Origin of the sequence: Aegicerativicinus sediminis (assembly GCF_015476115.1) — a bacterium.
Classification (GTDB): domain Bacteria; phylum Bacteroidota; class Bacteroidia; order Flavobacteriales; family Flavobacteriaceae; genus Aegicerativicinus; species Aegicerativicinus sediminis.
The window spans coordinates 3,410,819-3,433,166 of sequence record NZ_CP064295.1 but is presented as its reverse complement, the minus strand read 5'-3'; the positions used below and the strand labels follow the sequence as shown (position 1 = coordinate 3,433,166).

Annotated in this window: 16 protein-coding genes; 8 read left to right on the top strand and 8 right to left on the bottom strand. The window is 34.7% G+C overall.

The features are described from left to right. Both ISU00_RS14670 and ISU00_RS14665 read left to right on the top strand, forming a co-directional pair. A complete protein-coding gene (locus ISU00_RS14670) occupies positions 1-1,923 on the top strand; it encodes a RagB/SusD family nutrient uptake outer membrane protein (protein ID WP_228851424.1) in 1,923 nt (640 codons plus the stop codon). Between the two features lie 138 nt (positions 1,924-2,061). Next, the gene (locus tag ISU00_RS14665) at positions 2,062-3,867 is read left to right on the top strand and encodes an SGNH/GDSL hydrolase family protein (RefSeq protein ID WP_228851423.1); all 1,806 of its coding nucleotides are present in this window, start codon (positions 2,062-2,064) and stop codon (positions 3,865-3,867) included. A gap of 3 nt (positions 3,868-3,870) precedes the next feature. Here ISU00_RS14665 and ISU00_RS14660 read toward each other — a convergent pair whose 3' ends face one another. The 3 genes from ISU00_RS14660 to ISU00_RS14650 are packed head-to-tail and all read right to left on the bottom strand — an operon-like array spanning position 3,871 to position 6,181. Next, positions 3,871-4,230, bottom strand: a complete 360-nt coding sequence (locus tag ISU00_RS14660; protein ID WP_228851422.1) for an SxtJ family membrane protein — start codon at positions 4,228-4,230, stop codon at positions 3,871-3,873. A 1-nt stretch (position 4,231) separates the two neighbouring features. Further along, positions 4,232-4,381 carry a DUF5989 family protein gene (locus ISU00_RS14655; RefSeq protein ID WP_228851421.1) on the bottom strand — a complete coding sequence of 50 codons (150 nt, stop codon included), beginning with the start codon at positions 4,379-4,381 and terminating at the stop codon, positions 4,232-4,234. Continuing rightward, entirely contained in the window at positions 4,382-6,181 is a 1,800-nt protein-coding gene (locus ISU00_RS14650; RefSeq protein ID WP_228851420.1) for a carbamoyltransferase family protein, read from the bottom strand. A 477-nt stretch (positions 6,182-6,658) separates the two neighbouring features. Between ISU00_RS14650 and ISU00_RS14645 the strand changes: the two genes are divergently transcribed. Beyond that, positions 6,659-8,191 carry a carbohydrate binding domain-containing protein gene (locus ISU00_RS14645; protein WP_228851419.1) on the top strand — a complete coding sequence of 511 codons (1,533 nt, stop codon included), beginning with the start codon at positions 6,659-6,661 and terminating at the stop codon, positions 8,189-8,191. A gap of 239 nt (positions 8,192-8,430) precedes the next feature. Here the strand turns inward: ISU00_RS14645 and ISU00_RS14640 are convergent, their stop codons facing one another. Beyond that, positions 8,431-9,744 (bottom strand): glycoside hydrolase, encoded by a 1,314-nt coding sequence (locus ISU00_RS14640; RefSeq protein WP_228851418.1) that lies wholly within the window; start codon positions 9,742-9,744, stop codon positions 8,431-8,433. A gap of 241 nt (positions 9,745-9,985) precedes the next feature. Beyond that, complete coding sequence (locus ISU00_RS14635) at positions 9,986-11,119, bottom strand: endo-1,4-beta-xylanase (protein WP_228851417.1); 1,134 nt, start codon at positions 11,117-11,119, stop codon at positions 9,986-9,988. Positions 11,120-11,502: 383 nt separating this feature from the next. Here ISU00_RS14635 and ISU00_RS14630 point away from each other — a divergent pair, with 383 nt between their 5' ends. Both ISU00_RS14630 and ISU00_RS14625 read left to right on the top strand, forming a co-directional pair. Beyond that, the gene (locus ISU00_RS14630) at positions 11,503-11,871 is read left to right on the top strand and encodes a DsrE family protein (protein ID WP_228851416.1); all 369 of its coding nucleotides are present in this window, start codon (positions 11,503-11,505) and stop codon (positions 11,869-11,871) included. Positions 11,872-11,891: 20 nt separating this feature from the next. Further along, entirely contained in the window at positions 11,892-12,275 is a 384-nt protein-coding gene (locus ISU00_RS14625) for a rhodanese-like domain-containing protein (RefSeq protein WP_228851415.1), read from the top strand. A 62-nt stretch (positions 12,276-12,337) separates the two neighbouring features. Here the strand turns inward: ISU00_RS14625 and ISU00_RS14620 are convergent, their stop codons facing one another. Beyond that, entirely contained in the window at positions 12,338-13,213 is an 876-nt protein-coding gene (locus ISU00_RS14620) for a helix-turn-helix domain-containing protein (RefSeq protein ID WP_228851414.1), read from the bottom strand. Positions 13,214-13,322: 109 nt separating this feature from the next. Here ISU00_RS14620 and ISU00_RS14615 point away from each other — a divergent pair, with 109 nt between their 5' ends. The 3 genes from ISU00_RS14615 to ISU00_RS14605 all read left to right on the top strand — a co-directional run bounded on the left by ISU00_RS14615 (position 13,323) and on the right by ISU00_RS14605 (position 18,751). After that, positions 13,323-15,083, top strand: coding sequence for a hypothetical protein (locus tag ISU00_RS14615; RefSeq protein WP_228851413.1), 1,761 nt, complete (start codon positions 13,323-13,325; stop codon positions 15,081-15,083). Positions 15,084-15,166: 83 nt separating this feature from the next. After that, positions 15,167-16,918 (top strand): hypothetical protein, encoded by a 1,752-nt coding sequence (locus ISU00_RS14610; protein WP_228851412.1) that lies wholly within the window; start codon positions 15,167-15,169, stop codon positions 16,916-16,918. 72 nt (positions 16,919-16,990) lie between these two features. Next, complete coding sequence (locus ISU00_RS14605; RefSeq protein WP_228851411.1) at positions 16,991-18,751, top strand: tetratricopeptide repeat protein; 1,761 nt, start codon at positions 16,991-16,993, stop codon at positions 18,749-18,751. Between the two features lie 36 nt (positions 18,752-18,787). On the opposite strand, the gene ISU00_RS14600 is transcribed toward ISU00_RS14605, so the two are convergent. Both ISU00_RS14600 and ISU00_RS14595 read right to left on the bottom strand, forming a co-directional pair. Beyond that, positions 18,788-20,116, bottom strand: a complete 1,329-nt coding sequence (locus ISU00_RS14600; RefSeq protein WP_228851410.1) for an MBL fold metallo-hydrolase — start codon at positions 20,114-20,116, stop codon at positions 18,788-18,790. A 145-nt stretch (positions 20,117-20,261) separates the two neighbouring features. Further along, positions 20,262-22,301 (bottom strand): S9 family peptidase, encoded by a 2,040-nt coding sequence (locus ISU00_RS14595; RefSeq protein WP_228851409.1) that lies wholly within the window; start codon positions 22,299-22,301, stop codon positions 20,262-20,264. Positions 22,302-22,348: the final 47 nt, after the last annotated feature.

The window sequence follows — 22,348 nt, the reverse complement described above, 5'->3', positions numbered from 1 at the left end:
ATGAGAAAGATAAAACTTAAAAGTATTTCAATTGCAATTGTTTTAATTGCCTTGATGCTAGGTTCTTGTTCAGATGAAATTCTTGTAGAAGAACCACGGGGAGTGTTTACCCCAGATTTTTTCACTACTGAACTAGGTGTTCAAGGTGGATTAACCTATTTATATCAAAGTACAAGAAGTATTTATGGATTTGCCTATTTTTTAAATTTAGGTGAAACTGGAACAGATGAATATGCTGCGGCCCAAAGTGCTGATAATAATTTTCATGATTTAGATCTTGCAGGTCAAGGTAATTTAAGTTCAACCAGTGGGTTTTCTATTGGTAGAGTTTGGGGAACTTCATTCCCTGCTATAAATACGGCAAGTGGTATTATAGAAAACGCTGAAGCTGTAAACCTTGATAACTCCCTAATAGCAGAGGCCAAATTTTTTAGGGCATTTTATTATTTTCTTTTGGTACAAACTTATGGTGGAGTGCCTTTAGATTTGGGAGGCGGGGAATTGAAATTCAACAATTCTGTTGTTAGAACTTCTGTTCGTAACACCGTACCTGAGGTATATACTAAAGCCATTTTTCCAGATTTAGAAGATGCAGTTAATGATTTACCTGATAACCCACGTTTAACCGGTACTGTCACCAAGAACGTAGCACGTTTGTTTTTAGCCAAAGCTTATTTAACGTATGGTTGGTGGTTAGAAAATCCAAACAGTATTCCAACTTATCCTGAAGCTTCAAGGACAGATCCTGACGGCAATAGTCCCTCCTATTATTTCCAAGGGGCTTATGACGTAGCGATGGATGGAATTAATAATCCTGGGCCTTACCGACTGTTAGACTGTTTTTACGATGTACATGTAGCTACAAACGATCGTCATGAAGAAATGTTATTTTATTCAGATCGTACAGAAGAAAGCCAAATATATAATGAAGCTGATTTAGGTTGGAGTGGAACAGATGGTGGTGGACCTAATACAGCAGTTTGGATGGTAACCCCTAACTATACAACAATTACAGTTGATGGAGTTTCAGCAGTTCAACGTGAAGCAGCACAAAGTTATGGTCGACCATGGACACGTATGGCTCCAACTATTAATGTGTTTACAGAAACATTTGCTGAAAAAGATTTAGATTCACGTTACGATGCAACTTTTGTTAGTAGCTATCGCGGCAACTGGGATAAGGGTGGTGATACTACACCGACCATCACAGCAGCTAATGGTATGGAAATAGCACCTGGGGACGCAGTTATTTCATTCTTGGACGACTATGATCCTAGTGTAAACTATGTGAATGGTGGTAACCTTGGTGGAGGAGAAATTGCTGGAAGATCTGATTATGTTATTAATTTAAATGAGATAAATAGAAGGTTCTACCCTGGTTTATGGAAATTAGGAACATACCGCACCGATAATGCCGGAGGACTTGGGTCTCCAAATGGAGCCTTGACTCGTCCTTTCCCAATTGCAAAATTCTCTGAATTGTATTTAGTTGCTGCTGAGGCAGCAGTTAAAGGAGCGTCTGGTAGTATGTCTGCAAGAGATTTGGTAAACGTTATTCGCGCTAGAGCCGGTAAATGGTGTTATGATAATGGTGAAAATGAGCCTCGTGTTGAGGATAATAGTGCCGCTATGGTGGCTGCAACACCTGCCGTTGTTGACATTGACTTTATCCTTGCTGAGCGTTCTCGAGAATATTTTGGAGAAGGTTACCGTTGGTATGATTTAGTCCGTACTCAAAAATGGACTGAATATGCCAGTTCTTATGAAATTGGTGGAAATTCAGCCTCTGACCATAGTCCAACAGTGACGAATAGAACAATTCAGCCTTATCATTATTTAAGGCCAATACCGCGAAGTCAAATTGACGATATGGATATGTCTCAGGCTGAAAAGGATGCATACCAAAATCCAGGTTACCAATAAAATAGCTTAGAATTGATTTGAGTTAGTTTTGTTAGAAATGAATGCTGCCTAAAGAATTAAGAACCTTTAGGCAGTTTTTTTATTTAGTTTATACATTTAAATGCCCTTATTTAGTGTTTTCAATAGTTAATTTTATTCATGAAAAGAAAGGTCGTCTTTAAATTAATTGCCATTGCGCTCCCATTCATTTTCATTTTCATTCTTGAAGTTTTATTAAGAATGGTTGGGTATGGTGAAGATTATCAGCTGTTTCATAGAATACCAATGGATAATAAGCCTGATTACTTAGTCATGAATAAGAAAATGGCTAAGAAATATTTTCAGGATGACGATTTACGATCAGATAACCAATCGGACTTGTTTTTACAAACAAAAACGGATAGTACTTTTCGAGTTTTTGTTCAAGGGGCTTCAACCGTGGTTGGTTTTCCATTTTATAAAGGAGGATCTTTTCCTAGAATGCTAAAGCATAGGTTATCCTTAACATTTCCTGACAAAAATGTAGAAGTCATAAATACGGGGATGACGGCTGTAAATTCGTATACACTTCTAGATATTGCGAACGATATTATAAAACAAAACCCAGATTTAGTTATCATTTATGCTGGACATAATGAATATTATGGCGCCTATGGAATTGGTTCCTCAATTTCTTATGGTTCGTTTCCTTTTGTAATTCGTTCTTACCTCAAATTAAAAAAGTTGCGTTTTTTCCAACTTTTAGAAAATACCTACCATAAAATCTCCAGCTCTAGTTTTCAAAAACCATCTGAAAGAACTACAACATTAATGGAAGTTATGGCTAAAGAACAACGTATTCCATTAGATTCTAAAGTTTATCAGGATGGGTTGGATCAATTTCAAAGTAATTTAGATAAACTATTATCCAAATATAATAACTATGAAATCCCAGTTATATTATCAACTGTTGTAAGTAATGAAAAAGATATACAACCCTTTATAAGTGAAGGCCTTCCAAATGAAACTGAATTTCGTAATAATGTTGATTATCAAGATAACATCATAAAAAAAACTGCATCTTCAAATGCTAAAGCTGCCTATATATTAGGAAGAAGTTATCTTCAAGAAAATAAAGATTCTGCACAGAAATATCTTCATTTGGCCAAAGAATTAGATTTATTGAGGTTCCGTGCCCCAGAAAAAATCAATGAAATTATTCAAAAGAAGGCCAGTAAGTACAAATTTCCATTGGTAGATATGGAAACAGTATTTATCAAACATTCACCCTCTAACATTGTAGGTAATGAATTAATGACAGAACACGTACACCCAAATATTAAAGGTCAATTTCTAATGGCCGATGCGTTTTATGAGAAAATAAAAGAATTGGATTTATTTAATGATTGGAGTAATTATATATCATTTAATGAGGCTATACGCGATATTCCTGTTTCTCGGATTGATTCCATACAAGGAATAATTGTGATTGATAAATTAAAAATTTCATGGCCTTATAACCTAAATTCAAACCAGGAAATTGATTCCGTTTTCGATAATAACACAAAAGGGAAATACAGAGAATTAAAACTCGCCCAAGACATAAATCAAAATATTATTAAATGGGACGATGCTATGGCTATGGCTTATAACATGTATAATAGTGATGGGAAATATGAAAAAGCATTGCAAGTTGCCCAAACGTTAATTTTTGAATATCCCGAGCAGGGAAAGGTTTACGAAATGGCCGGAACTATGTGCCTCAAAATGATGGATTATAAAAAAGCCGCATTTTACTTTTCAAAGTTAAATTCAATTGAGCCTTCTGCCCTTTCTGCAAATCAACTAGCACTAGCCTTTGTGGGTTTAAACAAAAACGGTTTAGCGAAGAAAACGCTAAAGAATGCTCAAAATAAAGGATTTGAAGTAAAAGATTTCGACAAGGTTATTGAAGAATTCAAATCAATGGAGCTTTTTAAGGACTAAAATCTACCAAGGTTTTTCAATATCCTTTTTTGTAAATAGATGTTGGCGCTGTTGAAAAAATGAATCACCATAGGGTTTTATTCTCAATTTATTTTTACCAACAATTCTCTGTACCAAAGCCAATGGTGTAAGGAATAGGTAAAAAATAATCCCCATGATTACAACATTCATTACCATACCGAAATAGTGCGAAAATTTAAACCAAACGGCCCCTATAAATAAAGTTGCTTTAGTTGATATAGTTCCTGTTACAAGAAGGGCTAGGCTTAAATAAATCAGCCATGGATTGGGAAACTTTAAATAAACAACGAGTGAAACTAAAGTTAAAACTATGATGGTTTCTAGGCCCTTTTCTCTAGTCATATTAAAATAAAGTATATATGAATGGGGCAAGAGCGGAACTGCTCGTGAAAAAGATTAATATCCCAAATAAAACAAAAATGATTATTAGGGGTACCAACCACCATTTTTTTCGCTCTTTTAAGAATAAAAAAAACTCACTAATAAATTCCATTTACTTTACTATTAGGTAGTTCTCCAAAACTAATACATCTATGCCAGATTTCATAAAGCAATTATAGGCATCTAGAGGTGTATTTACTATAGGTTCATCCTTAACATTAAAACTTGTATTTATAAGGACCCCAATTCCACTGAACTTTTTATAAGCTTGAATCAATTCCCAAAATCCAGGATTCATATCTTTTTTAACCACTTGAACCCTGGCGGAAAAATCTATATGGGTTATAGCGGGTAAGGTAGATTTGGAAAATGTTCTTTTATCCCCTAAACTGAAATCATCGAAACCATCAGGAAGGTTTTTTCTTAAACCCTTCTTAATCTTACTTGTAAATAACATGTAATAAGATTGTTTCCCACTTTCAAAGTAGTCGTCGTAATCTTCCTCGCAAACGGCAGGCGCAAAAGGCCTGAATCCTTCCCTAAATTTAATTTTCATATTTAGCTTAGATTGCATTTCAGGATCAGTGGCATCTGCCAAAATGCTTCGATTTCCTAAGGCACGTGGTCCAAACTCTGTTGCTCCTTGAAACCAACCGATAACTTTTTTATCAAAAATATATTTAGCTACAATTTCCGTTAGCTCTTTTCTATTTTCAAAATATTTGTAATCACACTTTTTCGATTTTAAAACACGCTCTATCTCAAGATTAGAAAATTTTGGTCCCAAATAGATATTAAACGGTTTTTGTAACCCTCTAAATTTTAAATCTTGATGGATAAAACAACTTGCCAATGCAGCTCCTAGAGCTCCTCCTGCATCACCTGCGGCAGGTTGTATGTAAATATCTTTGAAGAGGTCCTTGTTATAAAGTTCTGAATTGGCCACACAATTTAAAGCTACCCCACCAGCCATGCATAAGTTTTCTTTATTTGTTATATTTTTTATATGCTTTATAAGCAGGGATAAAATTTCTTCCAATACCTTTTGGGCAGCTAGGGCTAAATCTGCGTGTATCTGTAAGAGTTTTTCTTCAGGTAATCGTCTGCTAAATCCAAATAATTGTACCCATTTTTTAAGGTTAACCATTTTCAAACCAACTGCAAATTCAAAATATTCCATATTCAGTTTAATGGAACCATCTGGCTTAATGCTTACTAAAAATTGTTTTATTAATTCTTTAAAATTTATTACTTGCTCACTTTCTGGTTTACTGTATGGTGCCAATCCCATCATTTTATATTCACCAGAATTCACTTCAAACCCTAAATAATAAGTAAATGAGGAATAAAACAATCCTAGGGAATCTGGAAAATGCAATTCCCCAAGAACCTCAATCCCGCTTTCACCTTTAGCCACTCCATAAGAGGAGGTGGTCCATTCTCCTACTCCATCGATTGTTAGATATGCACACTCATTAAAAGGAGAAGTGTAAAAGGCACTAGCGGCATGAGACAAATGATGTTCTGGAAAATTAATGGGAATGCTTCTATGATTGGTGGCTCCTAATTCTTTAATTTTTTTGCGAATAAACTGTTTTATGAAAAGCTTTTCCTTAAGCCATAAAGGCATTGCTTTGGAAAATGAAATAAATCCTTTCGGAGCAAATGCATAATAAGTCTCTAAAAGTCTTTCAAATTTTAAAAAGGGTTTATCGTAAAACGCGATTAGATCAATATCTTCAAAAGTAAAACCCGATTCCTCTAAACAAAATTGTATTGCTTCAATTGGAAATGCAGCATCATTTTTAATACGAGAAAACCGCTCTTCTTGGGCCGCACAAAGAACCATTCCATTTTCAACAATTGCTGCTGCTGAATCATGGTAGTAAGCAGATATTCCGAGGATTTTCATCAAAAATTAAATCTAATTATTACAATTATATCTAAAAGGGTTAAGATACACTTTATAATATTTTTTGAGTTGAATTCGGTTAGTTTTTGTTAGGATTTAGTCTCTAATTCCTTTTTTATAATTCCAGGTAAAACCATTGACATTCTGATAAGATCATAAATTAGAAAATCATGGTAAAAAAATCTAGACAATCGGTTGCGTCAAACAATATATTATGTATATTTACAATAAGCGTAATTTTTCAATACTTTTTTTGGTATTAATGCAAATTTGGTACCTAACAATTATGATGTAACAGGTGAATGAACCAGCAATAAGTTCTTGTTTAAGATATCCTGTGTAATTTTTTATAATTCATTTATGTTGAATTGAAAGAAATTGATAAATGACGACGGCATTTTGGCTAAAAGGAATAATTTATTTCATTAAATTAATCATAAGCATATAATTTACTAACTAATAAAAGTGTTTAAAATCATGTTAAAAACTCTAAAATTTATCAGGACCTTTTTGCTGATTATACCAATTGTTTTTGCAATAAGTTGTGAGGATGACGATTCTCTTATAGCTGAAGTAGTTATTAACAGTGTTCAGCCAAATGTAATTTTCCCTGGCGACCAGGTAATTATTGAGGGCAGTAATTTGAATGAAGTTCGTTTTGTATTTATAGATAACGATCAAATTCCTTATGAATTGGATGGAGGTATGATAAAATTTACGATATCGGAATCCATGCCAATTGGTGACAAATTGGTTACTTTGGTGATGCCTAAGGGGTATATAGTCACAAACAATATCACGATAACCCCAAGACCATTTCCAATTATTTCAGCAATTTCTACTAGTGCTGCGGGAGAGGGAGATGAATTAACGATTGTTGGGACATCTTTGGATAATCTTCAGTCAGTTACTGTGGGAGACATCGAAGCAATTGTTGTTTCCTCTACAGCTACGGAATTGAAAATAACCATTCCTGCAGGTCTTCCGCCGAATGTTCCCTCTGAGGTTAAAGTAACAACAACAGGTGGTGAAGCCATAGCTTCAGGAAAATTTTGGTTTGGTGATAATCTGCTATTAAATGGAGGATTAGAATCAGGTGATGGAGATAATTTCAATAATTGGGGTAAATGGAATGGTGGTGATGGAATGACAGCTACTACATCTACTGGTGAAGCCTATTTTGGGCGATCTTTAAAGGCCGTTGGCGCTGGAGGAGATGCTTGGAGAACCCAATTTGTAAGTGATCCAGTGCCTACCGTAGTAGGCGCTGAATATTCATTATCTATTTGGATAAAAGCACAAGCTGGTTCTCCAGGTGTTGGTGGAAACATTAGATTTTCAACAAATCCTGACGCAATGTATAGTGGAAATTATGACATTACTGGTGAGTGGCAGCAAATTGAGTGGTTATTCACGGCTAATGCAGAACAAACTAGAGCAGTTTTAGATCTTGGTGTAATTGCAAATGCTGTTTATTTCGTTGATAATATTACATTGATTCAAACAGGCACGCCACCCCCACCACCAATTAACACAAATGGTAGTTTCGAGGATTCTGCTTTGGGAACTGCTGATGGTGTAACTGGATGGGGAGGATTAAACGGAACTCGTGCTAGTGGTGAAATTACGGATGCTGAAAGTCACGATGGAGATAAAAGCGTAAAAATGACAATAAATGAAATTGGCACAAACCCTTGGGATATACAACCTACTTCAAGTATGACAGTAGAGGATGGAAAAACTTATCGTCTAAGTGTGTGGTTTAAAGGGTCAGGAATATCTAACATAAAGGTGGCTATAGATCAAGGTGGTGATCCAGGATGGGCAGAATGGGCTGCTCCAGAATCTGCATTTACAAACAATCAGTGGACCGAGGTGACTTATGAATTTACTGCAAGTACAACTAATGCAGGCCCTAATAATGCTCGATTTGCAATTAGTATGAGTTATGATGGAAATGTAGGCGGAGTTATTTATATAGATGATTTAGAAGTGAGTCTTGTGCAATAACACTTAATATTTCTTTAAGTTAGAAACTTTAATATTTAATTTAAAAAACCGCTTGTCATTGACAAGCGGTTTTTTAAATGATGATATTATTAAAGTATGGAAGTACTTAAGGTTTTTATATTCTAAAACTAAATTAAACAGTTCCTCCGGTGTTTTGAAATAATAAAAACAGTGCCAACATTGAATATTTTAACTCCCACCATACATTAGTTAATAATTTTCCTTTTTTATGCTGCTTATTAATTAGTTATGAAAGTTGTTATACTATTGGGTGGAAGATTATATAGAAATGCATCAATGCTTGATACAATATTGACAGTTTCTTGAGACTCGAGATTTTTAGAAGCACTTGTAATATAAGGAGTTACATTAGTGCTATTGGTTCCAGTAATTACAAACTGCTGTTCCTTGGTTTGGCCTGATTCATTTATGGCTACAATAACTGTTTTACCATCGCCTGAATAGGCACTTACAAATACATCGGTTTGAGGATTTTCCCCAGCTTCGATTCTTTTGTATCCAGGACGAATAAATTTTGAAAAATTAGACATTACATATCCACGCTTAGTTACCACTCCATTTCCTGTACCTTCTTCCCCATCCCCAATAAAGCCATAATACCTTTTGCCATACCACCATATATAGGCACTATACTGACCTATTACCATGCAGTTATGTATTTCTTTTCCAACCAAAAGAGCGTCAGGCCATAAATTGGCGCTTCTGTCACTAGTAGTGTAGTGTTCGGTCATCCATAATTCTTTTCCTTTTTCCAAAGCCAAAGGGTAAGGATAATTTTGTAATTGCGTTCCATAAATGTGCCCACCTATAATATCAACATTATTTACTGCTTGTGGGTCATTTAACATTAAATCTGTATGCTCATGTCTAAACTGAAATGATTCAGGAGATATGACTTTGGTATTTGTTATAAGCTGTCCATAATCCCTAACAAAATCCTTTACCTGTACCGCTGTCCAATCACAGGACTCATAACTTACCTGGTAATCACCTTCATTTTGGATACCTATTGCATCAAGAGGAGCACCATTGGTGTTCATATAACTAGTAAAATCATTTAAGTAATTTGCATAATCTTCATATGAATCCGTTTTTAATGAACCACCAACCAAATTGTTATTCGTTTTCATTTCGGCCGGTGGACTCCATGGTGTGGCCATAACTTTTGCGCCTCGGGCTTTTGCCATTTGGGCATGTCCAAGCTCTATACCTCTAGAATAATTATCTGTGGCAACCCGTATTCTTAACATTGATAGGCCAACTTCACCATTATCTGTTCCGAATAACTTGTCCATATCTGAAGCACTAAGAGGGTTTTCAAGCCTAAAAACCGTTGCTGCGCCAAAACCACTGATATTCTGCTTAACCTCTGAAGGTTTAATTATGGAAGCATCAGATTGTAATACTGTTGGGTCTGTTGGATTTGGTGTTGGTGTAGGCCCGCCTACAGTATCGTCACCACTATCATCACTACTACAATTGAAACTTAGGATTAATACTATGAGTATAAAAATTTGTTTAAGTGTTTTCATTTAATAATTATTTCAAATTGTAATTAGTGTTTATTCAACTTGTTTGTCGTATTAATTATAATAATCTAGCTGTTAAAAAGCCTGTAATATCTAGTTGCCGAACATGGTGAAAAACTGAGTATTCTTGACTTTATAAGTGACCTGAAGCGTTTTATAAGTTCGATAATGAGGCATTCAGTTCCCTTTTCTGATAAATCGAATCTAACAAAATGTCTAAAAGCTTGGCTATAAATGTTTATGATTAAAGCCCATCCGCAAATCCGCGATGTGCAATTTTAAATTCATAGTTTGAGTTATAAAGCAATGCCCATTCGGTTCCCCCATCATACCTCCAACTATCCTGATCTCTTACACCCCAAATAGTAATACCATACTGTTGACTAGCTGGAACAATTGAAGTATATTCAGACGTAACATGTTTATAATGATCTTCTTGTTGTTGTGCACGATTTAGAGTTAGACTAGTGATATCATCATTTGGATTTACTCCTATATCCAACTCAGAAATATGTACTAATAATCCAGCATTGGCCACATCAGTTAATGCCTGTGAAATTTCTTGAGATGATGGCCAGGTTAAACTCAAGTGCATTTGCATTCCTATTCCATCAATAGGAATACCATTAGTTTTAAAATTTGATGCCATGGATAGAATTGCATTCCGTTTATCAGTCTGACCAGCAATATTATAATCATTATAGAACAATAATACATCAGGATCTGCTTCACGTGCCCATTGAAAAATTTTCTCAATATAATTCTGACCCATTCTTTGGGTAAAAAGTGTAGATCTTATAGCATTTCCATCAAAATATTCATTAACAACATCCCATCCTGTAACTATAGAATTTCCGTTGGTGTCCTTTTCTTGGGCAAAATGAGCTACTGTAGTTTTTATATAATTTTCAATATGGGCTGAAAATTCTTCATCAGTTCCACTAAAATTCTCAAGCCAATCCGGAATAGCATATGACGGATGCCAAATTAAAGCATGTCCATGGACTCTCATGCCATTTGTTTTGGCAAAGGCAACGATAGCATCGCCATCACTAAAATCAAAATTATCTGGACCCAAAAACATATTGGCCATTTTCATATCATTTTCAGCCGTAATACTGTTATAATCCTTTGACAATAAATCCCTGAAATCGTTAGCTGTAGAAGAAGCTATTCGTTGTGCGGAAACGATGTTCCCTATCGGAAAGCTTGCTAAATCTTGTAAATTATCAGTAGGTTCATATAAAAAGGGATCTCCTGTTTCACCTCCACCAGTAGATGGACCTGTAGGACCACCTACCTGTACTCCACCACCATCATCGGTACTACATGAAAGTATTTGGAAACAGATAAAAACCGTAATAAGTCTTCTTTTCATTGTTTTTTTTACATTAAAATAATTGCTTAAAGATACCAATTAGCATATGTTTATGCAAACGGTTGCGTAAATTTTTAAACTATCGTACTGATTATAAAATTGTCCAATTAAATTGGGATTAAAAACGAGTAAAAAAAACTACTTAATTAAGAGCAACAGCTTGAATGTAACACGCTTAAAATGCATTTAATAAAGAAAGAATGGTCACTAATTCTATCTATTTACAATTTTTGAGTATGGAAACTAGGAAAGGTAATTAATTTGTTTTCTAGCAATCCATTAGGTCTAATTAGTCAATCATTTGAACCTAAGAGTCAATTTATTGATTATTAAGCACTTTAAATTTGTCTCATAACAAAACCAATAATTAAAATCAATTAATCATGAGTACAAAAAAGAAAGTTGTAATTATTATTACCAAGGGAATGGATGACGAAAGAGCATCTGTAGGTTGGAGTATAGCAAATGGAGGGATTAAAACTGGTCTGGACGTAAGTGTATTTTTAGTGAGTTCTGGAGTAGATTGGGTTAGAAAAGGAGCAGCAACATTTGCCCATTTAAATCCAAAAGACCCTACCATGAAGGAAATGATTGACAATATTGTCAATAACAAATGTCGCATAATGGTTTGCCCTCCTTGTTCAGCTGTTAGAGGATACACCGAGGAAGATTTGATGGATGAAATAGAATTGGTCGGTTCTACAGCGTTACATCAATTAATTTTAGAGGGAGCTGAAACCATTTCAATTTAAAATCTTTAATTAGGCGTATAATGGAGACTCAAAATTTGAAGTTAAATAAATCGACGGAAATTATTGATCAAATTTCCGTCGATAAATTGGAAGAAATCATCAACAATCACGAATATACTATTATTGATGTTAGAGGCCCTAAAGGAATTAAAAATCAAGGTGCTATTCCTGGCGCCATTAATGTTCCATTCGATGATGTTGAAATGGAACTGGATTCACGAAATAGCAATCCGAACTCGTTATTTAATAGAGAAGGGTCATTTCTATTCTGTTGTACAGGAGGAGTAATGTCTTATGTGGCAGCCATAAAAGCTAAGGAAAATGGGATCAAAAATGTTTTTAACCTAGAAGGTGGACACTCGGCTTGGAAAAAATTAAGAGAACCCGTTAATGAAGAAATTTAGTCGGAAGAAATTAGGTAAAGCCATTAAACTTGATTTCTAGAAGTTTGATGGCTTAGATAAATTCAGCTAGCTGTGTTTATCCTTGCCTCACGCCATTGATTAGGAGGAACACCGAAGTGAGATTTAAAGCTCCTTATAAAATGGGAATCACTTTCAAAGCCACATTCATAACAAACCTCCTGAATAGTTAAATGCGTATCTAATAATAATTCCCTGGCAAAATTTAAACGTTTTGCCAGAAGCCATTTCCCGGGGGTAGTACCATATATTTTTTTGAATTCCCTTTTAAAGGTTGACACACTCTTTCCACAGAGTCGCGCATACTCTTCTATTTTCAGATTATAGATGAACTGCTCTTCCATAATTTGCTCTATAGAGCCGCCAATATTATGAGATATTGTATATAGTATATTTTTAATATTAGCATTCGATGGATTTAGACAAATGTTTAGGAGCATTTCTCTAAATTTAAGTTCAATTATTTTTTGGGGAGTTTTATCAGGATTCTTTAAATAGGAGAAAAAGGAATGATATAGGGTTTCAAGGCTTTCAGATATATTAATCCGATAAACAACATCAGGGTGCTCGATAGCATTTGCAGAAGCAGTTTCCTTTTTAATATCTTCCTCAACACATCTTCTAATAAAATCATCTTTCATAAAAAACATTAGTACACAAAAACTTTCTTCAAAATACTGTCTGTTTTTAAATGCTCCTTTTCTAACGAAGATGGATTCATTTGCCTTGACCAGATAATCTCCTTGAGGGGTAATCCATTTTTTTTGACCATTGAGTACATATACGACACTATGGCATTCAGACCAGGCTGCAAATAATTCTTCTTTTATTGGACACTTAAATTCAACAATCAGGTAATCATCACCTATAATTTTGCTATAACCAGGGGTTTCTAAAAAATGTTTATAGGAATCGAACATTTTAATAAATGACTTAAAATCTTCTTCAAGTTAATAAAAATTACAGATTGTAAAAACTTGAATTTCAATTATAAAGGCATTATCTTTATAATAACTACAACTAACCATTTTGAAAAAATCTGATTTCCTTAAACGACTTCAACAAGGAAATGTACTGAGATTCGCTATTTCCTATGTGGCTGTTTCATGGTTAATTTTACAAGCCTGCTCCCTACTCTTTCCACTATTTGAGATAGGTGACAGCTATATTCGACTCATTTTTGTGGGATTAATCATCCTATTCCCAATTTGGTTACTCCTCACTTATCTATATGACTTTACTTCAGAAGGCATCACCAAAACGGATCAATCCGCCTTGGATGAAGAAACTATTTTAAAGTCGAAGGCTAGGTTAAACCGTACAATTATTACCGTCCTTTGTTTGGCTATTATCTTATTGATTCTCGACAGGATTTTTATTTTTTCAGGTGAATCAGGCTCAGACCTAAGATCGATTGCAGTAATTCCATTTTCAAACATTTCAGGAAATAATGCGCAATCCTATTTTGTAGATGGTATGCAGGATGAATTGATAGGCACTTTGGCCATGGTTAAGGATTTTAGGATTACGTCAAAAACTTCAACAAACCAGTATAAAAAGACAACAAAAAGTATACAGGAAATAGCTAAGGAATTGTCGGTGGATGCCATAATTGAAGGTTCTGTATTGCTTTTCCAAAATAGTTTAAGAATCCAAATTAAACTTATTAAAGCCTTTCCTGAAGAACAAACCATTCTGAGTCAAACATATGACAAACCATTAACCGATGCTTTAAAAATCTATAAGGAAGTAACCATGGATGTTGCGGAAAAAGTTAAACTCATGTTGTCTGATTCAATTAAAATGAATTTAAAGGACGCCAAAAAAGTAGACCCTATTGCTTACGATCTTTACCTTAAAGGACGAAGTAAGTTAAATGAAATCACTCCTTTATCAATAAAGCAGGGACTGTCTTATTTCGAAAAGGCCAAGGAAATTGATCCAAAATTTTTTGGAGGTTACTCAGGTATAAGCAGTGCATATTTGCATATGATGGTGGTGGGAATGGTGAACCCTTTAAAAGTCAGGGATTTGGTTATGGAGAATGCGCAAAAAGGCGTGGAAATGGATCCATATAGTTTTGAAGCGCAAAGTGTATTGGCAAATGCTTATGTTGGAGCTAGTTATGATTGGGAAAATGGCGAAAAACATTTTTTAAAATCTTTAAACATTAATTCTAGTGAATCCTCAAATAATATGTTTTATGCCCATCTATTGGCTTGTTTAGGAAGGTTTGATGAGGCAAACTTTTATGCGGATAGAGCTATAGTTAATGACCCGTTTAATCCCTTTGTTTTTGGTTTGGGGGCTGTGGTAAAAGCTGCAAGTAAACGATATAATGAAGCGGATAGTTTAGCGAATAGATCAATAGAATTAGATCCTTCCAATCCTTTTGCATATGCACCTAAAAATAATGTTTCTAAAATGTTAGGTGAAGAAAGAAGAAGTTTCGAAGAATTTTTAACCTTCAATAAACTAATAGGTAATATCGAATTGGCTATTAAAATGGATTCAATTGCCAAGATTGAGGATTTTAAGGCAGCTTATAATTTTGGAGGTCAGTATTTGGAAAAACTTAGGAAAATTACATACGTCCCACCACATGCTATTTATCAAATTTATTCTAAAGCAGATAATACTGAAAAGGTACTAGAATGGCTTCAAAAAGGTTATGAGGAACGTTGTCATGATTTGGCCTATATTGGTATTGGCGGTTTCAGTTCTGAAGTTAAGAATGATTCCATTTATAAAAATCTTATTAAAAAACTGAAAATCCCCTATGCTAATTAAATACAATTTGTTGGTGCCCTTATTTTAAAACTTGATTTTCAGAAACAATCCTCCTATCTTTATAATAACTACTATTAACCATCGTGAAAAAACCAGATTTCCTTAAACGACTTCAACAAGGAAATGTACTGAGATCCGCCGTTTCGTATATGGCTGTTTCATGGTTAATTTTACAGGCTTGCTCCCTACTCTTTCCGCTATTTGGCATAAGCGACAGTTATATCCGGCTCATTTTGGTTGGATTAATCATCCTTTTCCCAATTTGGTTACTCCTCACCTACCTATATGATTTCAGTTTAGAAGGCATTACTAAAACGGATCAATCCATATTAGATGAGGAAACAATTTTAAAGTCGAAGTCTAGGTTAAACCGTACAATTATTACTGTCCTTAGTTTGGCAATCATCATATTGGTCCTAGATAGGATTTTTATATTTTCAGGTGAATCAGGTTCAGATTTAAGATCGATTGCCGTAATCCCATTTTCAAACATCTCAGGAAACGATGCGCAAACCTATTTTGTAGATGGCATGCAGGATGAATTGATAGGCACTTTGGCTATGGTAAAGGATCTTAGGGTTACCTCTAAAACATCAACAAACCAGTATAAAAAGACAACTAAAAGTGTGCAGGAAATAGCTAAGGAATTGTCTGTGGATGCCATAATTGAAGGTTCAGTCTTACTTTTCCAAAATAGTTTAAGGATTCAGATAAAGCTTATTCAGGCATTTCCAATTGAAAAAACCATACTTACCCAGCAATATGACAAACCACTTAAAGACGTGCTTCAAATTCACCGGGAGGTTACTAAGGACGTTGTAGATAAAGTGAAAGTAGCATTGACAGATCAAACACAAAAGACTTTGGATGAAAAACCTGTAGTTGATCCCTATGCTTATGAATTGTTTTTGAGAGGACAAAGCAAGTTATCGGAGTTTACACCAATATCAATTCAACAAAGTCTAAACTATTTTAATAAGGCGAAAGAAGTTGATTCAACTTTTTTTGGTGGATATCAAGGTGTCTCATCTGCCTATATGTTTATGATGGTTTTGGGGATGGTAAAACCATTAGAGGTACGTGACATCATTCTTGAAAACTCTGCCAAGGCTAGAGATTTAGACTCAAAGGATATTGGTATACAGGCAGGAGTGGATGTGTGGGTTAATTACGATTGGGAAAATGGCGAAAAGAAATTTAAGGAGGGTCTAAAACATAATCCTAGCAATTCTTTTGGCAATATTTATTATTCCCATTTATTGGCCTGTTTGGGAAGGTTTGAAGAAGCAAATTATTATGCCGATAAGGCGACAGAGGTTGATCCATTAAATCCATTTGTATTTGGATTGAAGTCCGTGGTTAAAAGGGCAAATAAAGAATGGTGGGCTACAGATAGTATTGCTCAAATATCAATTGATATGGATCCTGGTAATCCATTCGCTTACTTTCCAAAATCTACCGCCTCATTAAAATTAGGCAATGAAGCACAGGCATTTAAGGAATATATGACTTATTTAAAATTAACTAACCAAGATTACCTCGGCAGTAAAATGGATTCAATTGCACAGATTGAAGGGTTTAAAAAAGCCTACAATTATGGAGGCATGTATTTTGAAAAAATAAGGGAAGACCATTTCGTTCCTCCTCATCTCATATACTATATTTATAATAAAGCTGGAAACACTGAAAAAGTTTTAGAATGGCTACAGATAGCCTATAAAGAACATGGGCATGACATGGCATATCTAGGTGTAGCTCCATTTAGTCCAGAAATAAAAAACGATTCAATTTATAAGGATCTTATAAAAAAATTGAAACTCCCCTATGTAAATTAATGTTTTTCAATATCGGTTAGTTGACTTTAAAATTTAAACAAACTATCTTTATATGAGCTATAACTAACCATCGTGAAAAAACCGGATTTCCTTAAACGACTTCAACAAGGAAATGTATTGAGATCTGCAATTTCTTATGTAGCGGTATCATGGCTTATTATACAAGTCTGTTTATCACTTTTTGATTTATTTGGTATCAGCCAAGATTATGTAAGACTCATTGTGATAGGTCTCATTATTGTTTTTCCTATTTGGTTAGCGGTAACCTATTTCTATGATTATAGTAAAAAAGGGTTTGTAAAGGTTGACCATGAAGAATTAGACGAAGAAACCTTAATAAAGAGAAAAACAGAATTAAATAAAATCATAATTACTGGTTTGAGCCTAGCTGTAATTTTTCTGTTGCTAGATAAATTACAGGTATTTTCAATTGCTAATAAAACTGAAATTAAATCAATAGCGGTAATTCCTTTCAAGAATATTTCATCAAACGTGTCCGAAACTTATTTTGTAGACGGTATACAAGATGAACTCATTGGCTCTCTATCCCTATTGAATAAGTTTAGAATACCTAGTAGAACTTCCACAGACAGATACAGGGAAACAGAAAAAAGTATACAGCAAATAGCAGATGAGTTATCCGTTGATGCAATAATTGAAGGATCCGTATTAAGATATGATGACAATCTTCGGATTCAGATAAAATTGATTCAGGCATTTCCTATTGAAAAAACAATTTTGAGCCAAAGTTATGACCGTCCTATTTCGGATGTGTTAGAAATTCATCAGGATGTTACCAAAGATGTGGCAAAGGAAGTAAAGTTGGTTCTTTCGGATGCTATTGAAGACGAATTTCCCGAGGTTAGGAAAGTAGACCCCAAAGCCTATGATTTATATTTAAGGGGCATATTTAACCTTTCATTGTTTACGCCTCCTGCCATGCTTGAAAACTTAAATATTTTCAATGAGGTGATAAAAATAGATCCTGATTTTTATGGTGGTTACACAGGTTTAAGTTATACCAACCTGTTTATGATGGTATTGGGTATGGTTAACCCTTTGGATGCACATGATTTAATTATGGAAAATGCCAAAAAGGGCGTAGAATTGGGTCCGAACAACTATGATGCTCACGGTGCGATGGCTGGTGCCTACGTATGGGGTGATTATAATTGGGAAATGGGTGAACAAGAGTTTAAACGATCCCTTGAATTAAATCCAAATAATTCATTTAATAATATCTATTACGCACATTTATTGGCTTGTCTTGGACGTTTTGAAGAGGCAACTAAATACGCCAATATTGCTACCCAAAATGATCCTTTCAACCCTTTTGTACATGGTTTAAAGGCAGTGGTGTATGTTGCCCAGGAGAAATTTCATGCCGCTGATTCGATCACTAAAAATGCCATAAAAATGGGGCCCAACAACCCTTTCGCTAATTGGCCGAGATCTCATGCCCAAAATGCATTAGGAAATGTTGAAGAAGCATTTGAACTTTTTATTTCATTTCAAAAATTAGTGGGTAACATTGAACTTGCCGAGTTTATGGAGAATGAAAAAGAAAAAAATGGCAACCAAAGTGCATATGAAAAAGCAGCAGACTTTTTAGTTCAGGCAAGAAACCAAGCGTATGTTCCTCCTCACGTCATTTATCAATTTTACAATTTTGCTAAAAATGATGAAAAGGTGTTGGAGTGGTTAAAAATTGCCTATGATGAAAGGAGTCATGATTTGAGTTATCTAGGGGTACTTCCTTTCCAAAAAGAGGTTAAAAATGATACTATCTATAAAAACTTAATTAAGAAGTTAAAACTTCCCCATGTGAATTAAATAAAAAAATCCCTCCGGTAAGGGAGGGATTTACAATTATTTAAAATTTTCGATATCCTCACTCAGGTCATAGACCGTAGTTTTAGATTTTAAACTTTCTAATATACTACTACCCGCTGCACTTCTGTAACCTCCGGCACAATGCACTACGATAGGTTTATCCGTTGGAATGTCATTTGCAGAATCTCTTAATTCATTTAAAGGATGAGACAATGCAGAATCAAAAAACTTTCCTTCTTCTAATTCACTGCTATTGCGAATATCTACAATCGTGTATTTATCAGGGTTATTTGTAAAATCATCTAGATTAAGTTTTGAGCTTTTTTGTAAATTCTCACCATCAAGTGTAATTACAGATTTTAGTTGAGACTCATAACCAATTTTAGACACTCGTTCCAAAATCGTATCTAAATTCTCTGGATTCTCAATTACTAAGTGAAAGCCTTCTTTGGGTTGAATGATAGATCCTAACCATGTTTCAAATTTAGAATCAACCGATTCTGCCTGAATATTAAAACTATTTGGTAGATGTCCTCTCTTAAAAGTATCTTCTGGTCTTGTATCAACAATTAATTCATCAGTTTTCCCCAAATAATGGAAAGGTACATTTGCTATTGCCGCTCTTAAGTTTTTAGCACCATTTTTATTGATATCTACATTATACCCGAAATATGAAGGGATAAATGGTTGGCTATCTAACAAGGTATTAACGAACTCTTCTTTTGATTGTTCTTTAAATGCCCAGTTGCCCATTCTTTCATTTCCTAAGGTACTACTGTTTTCTTCACTTAAATTCTTACCGCATAATGAACCTGCTCCATGGGCAGGATAAACCAAGGCACCATCAGGTAAGTTTTTAAACTTGGTTGTAATAGTATCATACATCATTTCAGCCAATTCTTGTCTCTTAGCTGTCATGTTTCCTGCTTTTTCCCTTAAATCGGGACGCCCCACATCTCCTATAAATAATGTATCCCCAGTAAATAAAGCTGTTTTGTTATCTCCTTCTGCTACAATGGTAATACTATCAGGAGAATGTCCTGGAGTATTTAAAGCCCTTAAAATGGCATCTCCTAATTTTATGGAGTTCCCTTCATCGAAACTTTCATGAGGGTAATCCGCGCCCAACATTTCACTATTGTAGATCGTTGCACCGGTTTCCTCATGGATTTGTAGGTGTGAGCTAACGAAATCAGCATGCGGATGTGTTTGTATTACTGCAACAATCTTTGCATCATGCTCCTTTGCAAATTGATAGTATTGCATCGGATTTCTTTCAGGGTCTATTACTGCCATTTCTCCATTACTAATTATTGCGTATGAATAATGGGCTAAAGGTTTGTATTCAAATTGTTTTATTATCATCGTTGAGTTTTATAAAAAAGGTGGCTTTTAAAAAAGTCACCTTCAATTAATTTTTATTGAATTGAGAGGCAAATTAAAAGCATAGATATAAGTTTCGCAGTAACAAAAGTTACAATAGCCCACACCTCAATATTAATAAGACTTGTTATTCTGGAATGCTAACCTCCTCACCCCAAACATATTTCGAAAACCACTGCCAGTTGTGCCATACTGCTGCCAAACGTTCTTTTGGTTTAGAAATACCATGTCCAAACCCTTTATAAACAATAAGTTTAGAATCGACTCCCTTATCCCTTAAACCTTGTAACAATTCATATGCATTTGCAATTGGCACCCGTTTATCAAACTCACCATGTTGAATGAGTGTAGGCGTTGAGGCATTATTAATATTTGTCATAGGAGAAGTTAACTCATAAATTTCTTTATCCTCCCAAGGGGTAGCTTCGAGATATTGCCTTGTAAAAGGATGTATGTCTGTATTTACATAATAGGTCATCCAATTTGAAATTCCGGCCCCAACAGAAATTGCCTTAAACATATTTGAATTTGTGGTTAAAAAAGCAGAGATATAACCACCTTGGCTCCAACCCATACAACCTAATTTATCCTTGTCTACCTTTCCTTCGTCAATTAAACTCTGAACCCCAGATAATACATCCCAAGCGTCACCAACTCCTAAATTACGGACATTTAAAGACCGGAAAGCTTCACCATACCCTGCAGATCCACGATAATTTGGACTAAGGACCAAAGCCCCTTTGTTTAACCATTGAACGATCGGATATACAGAAGATGGCACTGGTTGTGGAATTGAAATTCCTGTCGGACCACCATGGATCACCACCATTAAAGGATATTTTTTAGATGGATCATAATCTTGAGGTTTGTATAAAACTCCTTCTATCTCACTACCATCCTTACTTTTCCATTGTATCAAGTCGCTATTAGCAATGGCCCAACCAGACAATTGTTGGTTGAAATTCGTTAACTTTTTCGGATTTTTAAAACTCAATTCGGAAATATAAACCTCATTTAATGTGTCATCATTTGATGCTTCAAAAATTACTTTATTCCCATCCTTAGAAAATGAAATGTCGTATACCCTAGCAAAAGGAATTTGGATGGTTTGCACTTCCCCAGATTTAGGATCTATTCTAACAATATTACTATTCGTTTTATTTAAAGCTGTTCCATAAATTCCATTAGGAGTCCAATTAACACCTCTTATATTCTCATCAAAATCTTTGGCAACTTCTTTAGATTTACTATTTGAAATTGGGATAATAAAGTATTTGGAATTTTTGTAATAATTAGAAGTTCGGTTATCTAAATGTGAATTATAGATTATGGAATTGCTGTCTGGTGACCAATCTAAAAACCCATCAAAACTTGGATTACTAACCAAATTCCTAATTTCTTTAGAATCTAGGTCTAAGACCGATATATCACTATCAAAAAAAGAGTTAATAAGCGGGTTTGGTCTATGATCAAAAGCTATTTTTTTTCCATCAGGTGACCATTTCCACGATCCTATCGTAAATGTTGTACTATCAATCAATTTAACAGCCTTTCTTTCTGCCTTGAACGTTGAATCACTCAGTTGGCTTGGTAATGGGTAAGTAATAAGTTGGGCAGGATTAAAATCTAAAATCCATAATTCATTTTGATTAAATTCCTCATCGTCTACCTCAAAAGCTCCATATTTCTCCTTTCGCTTTTTGTCTTCTTTTGATTTATCCTCTGATTGCACGAATGCTATTTTCTTACCATCTGGAGACCATTGGAGATTGTTTATATTCATGTCGGTATTGCTTAATTGAAAAGCCTCCCCTCCGTTTGAATTTATGACGTGAATTTGATTGTGCTCCCCTCTTTTGGAAAGAAATGCAATCCAATGCCCATCTGGTGACCAATTGGCACTGGTGCTACTTCCTTCTGAATTATTTGTGAGGGCGTAGGGCTCAGATCCATTTTTAGACAAGTAATATTCCGTGTCATATTGATTGTTTTCCCAATCTGTAGAGCGATAACTTATTAGCGCGTTTTTACCATCTGGAGAAATTGAAATATCTCCTATGCTTTGAAGGGATAAAACTTCTTCAAATGTTGGATCAATTTTGTTTTGAGCTTGTAAAACCGTTAAGCTGACTGCAATTATCAAGTTGAAAAGAATACGGGTTTTCATAAAACTAATTTAATGATGGATTAAAGTGGTAATGTGGGAATTTCTAA

Coding starts and splice junctions, on each gene's coding strand:
- ISU00_RS14665 (WP_228851423.1), top strand. CDS start 2,062: ATGAAAAGAAAGGTCGTCTTTAAATTAATTGCCATTGCGCTCCCATTC.
- ISU00_RS14650 (WP_228851420.1), bottom strand. CDS start 6,181: ATGAAAATCCTCGGAATATCTGCTTACTACCATGATTCAGCAGCAGCA.
- ISU00_RS14620 (WP_228851414.1), bottom strand. CDS start 13,213: ATGTTCGATTCCTATAAACATTTTTTAGAAACCCCTGGTTATAGCAAA.
- ISU00_RS14600 (WP_228851410.1), bottom strand. CDS start 20,116: ATGATAATAAAACAATTTGAATACAAACCTTTAGCCCATTATTCATAC.
- ISU00_RS14640 (WP_228851418.1), bottom strand. CDS start 9,744: ATGAAAACACTTAAACAAATTTTTATACTCATAGTATTAATCCTAAGT.
- ISU00_RS14645 (WP_228851419.1), top strand. CDS start 6,659: ATGTTAAAAACTCTAAAATTTATCAGGACCTTTTTGCTGATTATACCA.
- ISU00_RS14630 (WP_228851416.1), top strand. CDS start 11,503: ATGAGTACAAAAAAGAAAGTTGTAATTATTATTACCAAGGGAATGGAT.
- ISU00_RS14655 (WP_228851421.1), bottom strand. CDS start 4,381: ATGGAATTTATTAGTGAGTTTTTTTTATTCTTAAAAGAGCGAAAAAAA.
- ISU00_RS14625 (WP_228851415.1), top strand. CDS start 11,892: ATGGAGACTCAAAATTTGAAGTTAAATAAATCGACGGAAATTATTGAT.
- ISU00_RS14660 (WP_228851422.1), bottom strand. CDS start 4,230: ATGACTAGAGAAAAGGGCCTAGAAACCATCATAGTTTTAACTTTAGTT.
- ISU00_RS14670 (WP_228851424.1), top strand. CDS start 1: ATGAGAAAGATAAAACTTAAAAGTATTTCAATTGCAATTGTTTTAATT.
- ISU00_RS14595 (WP_228851409.1), bottom strand. CDS start 22,301: ATGAAAACCCGTATTCTTTTCAACTTGATAATTGCAGTCAGCTTAACG.
- ISU00_RS14635 (WP_228851417.1), bottom strand. CDS start 11,119: ATGAAAAGAAGACTTATTACGGTTTTTATCTGTTTCCAAATACTTTCA.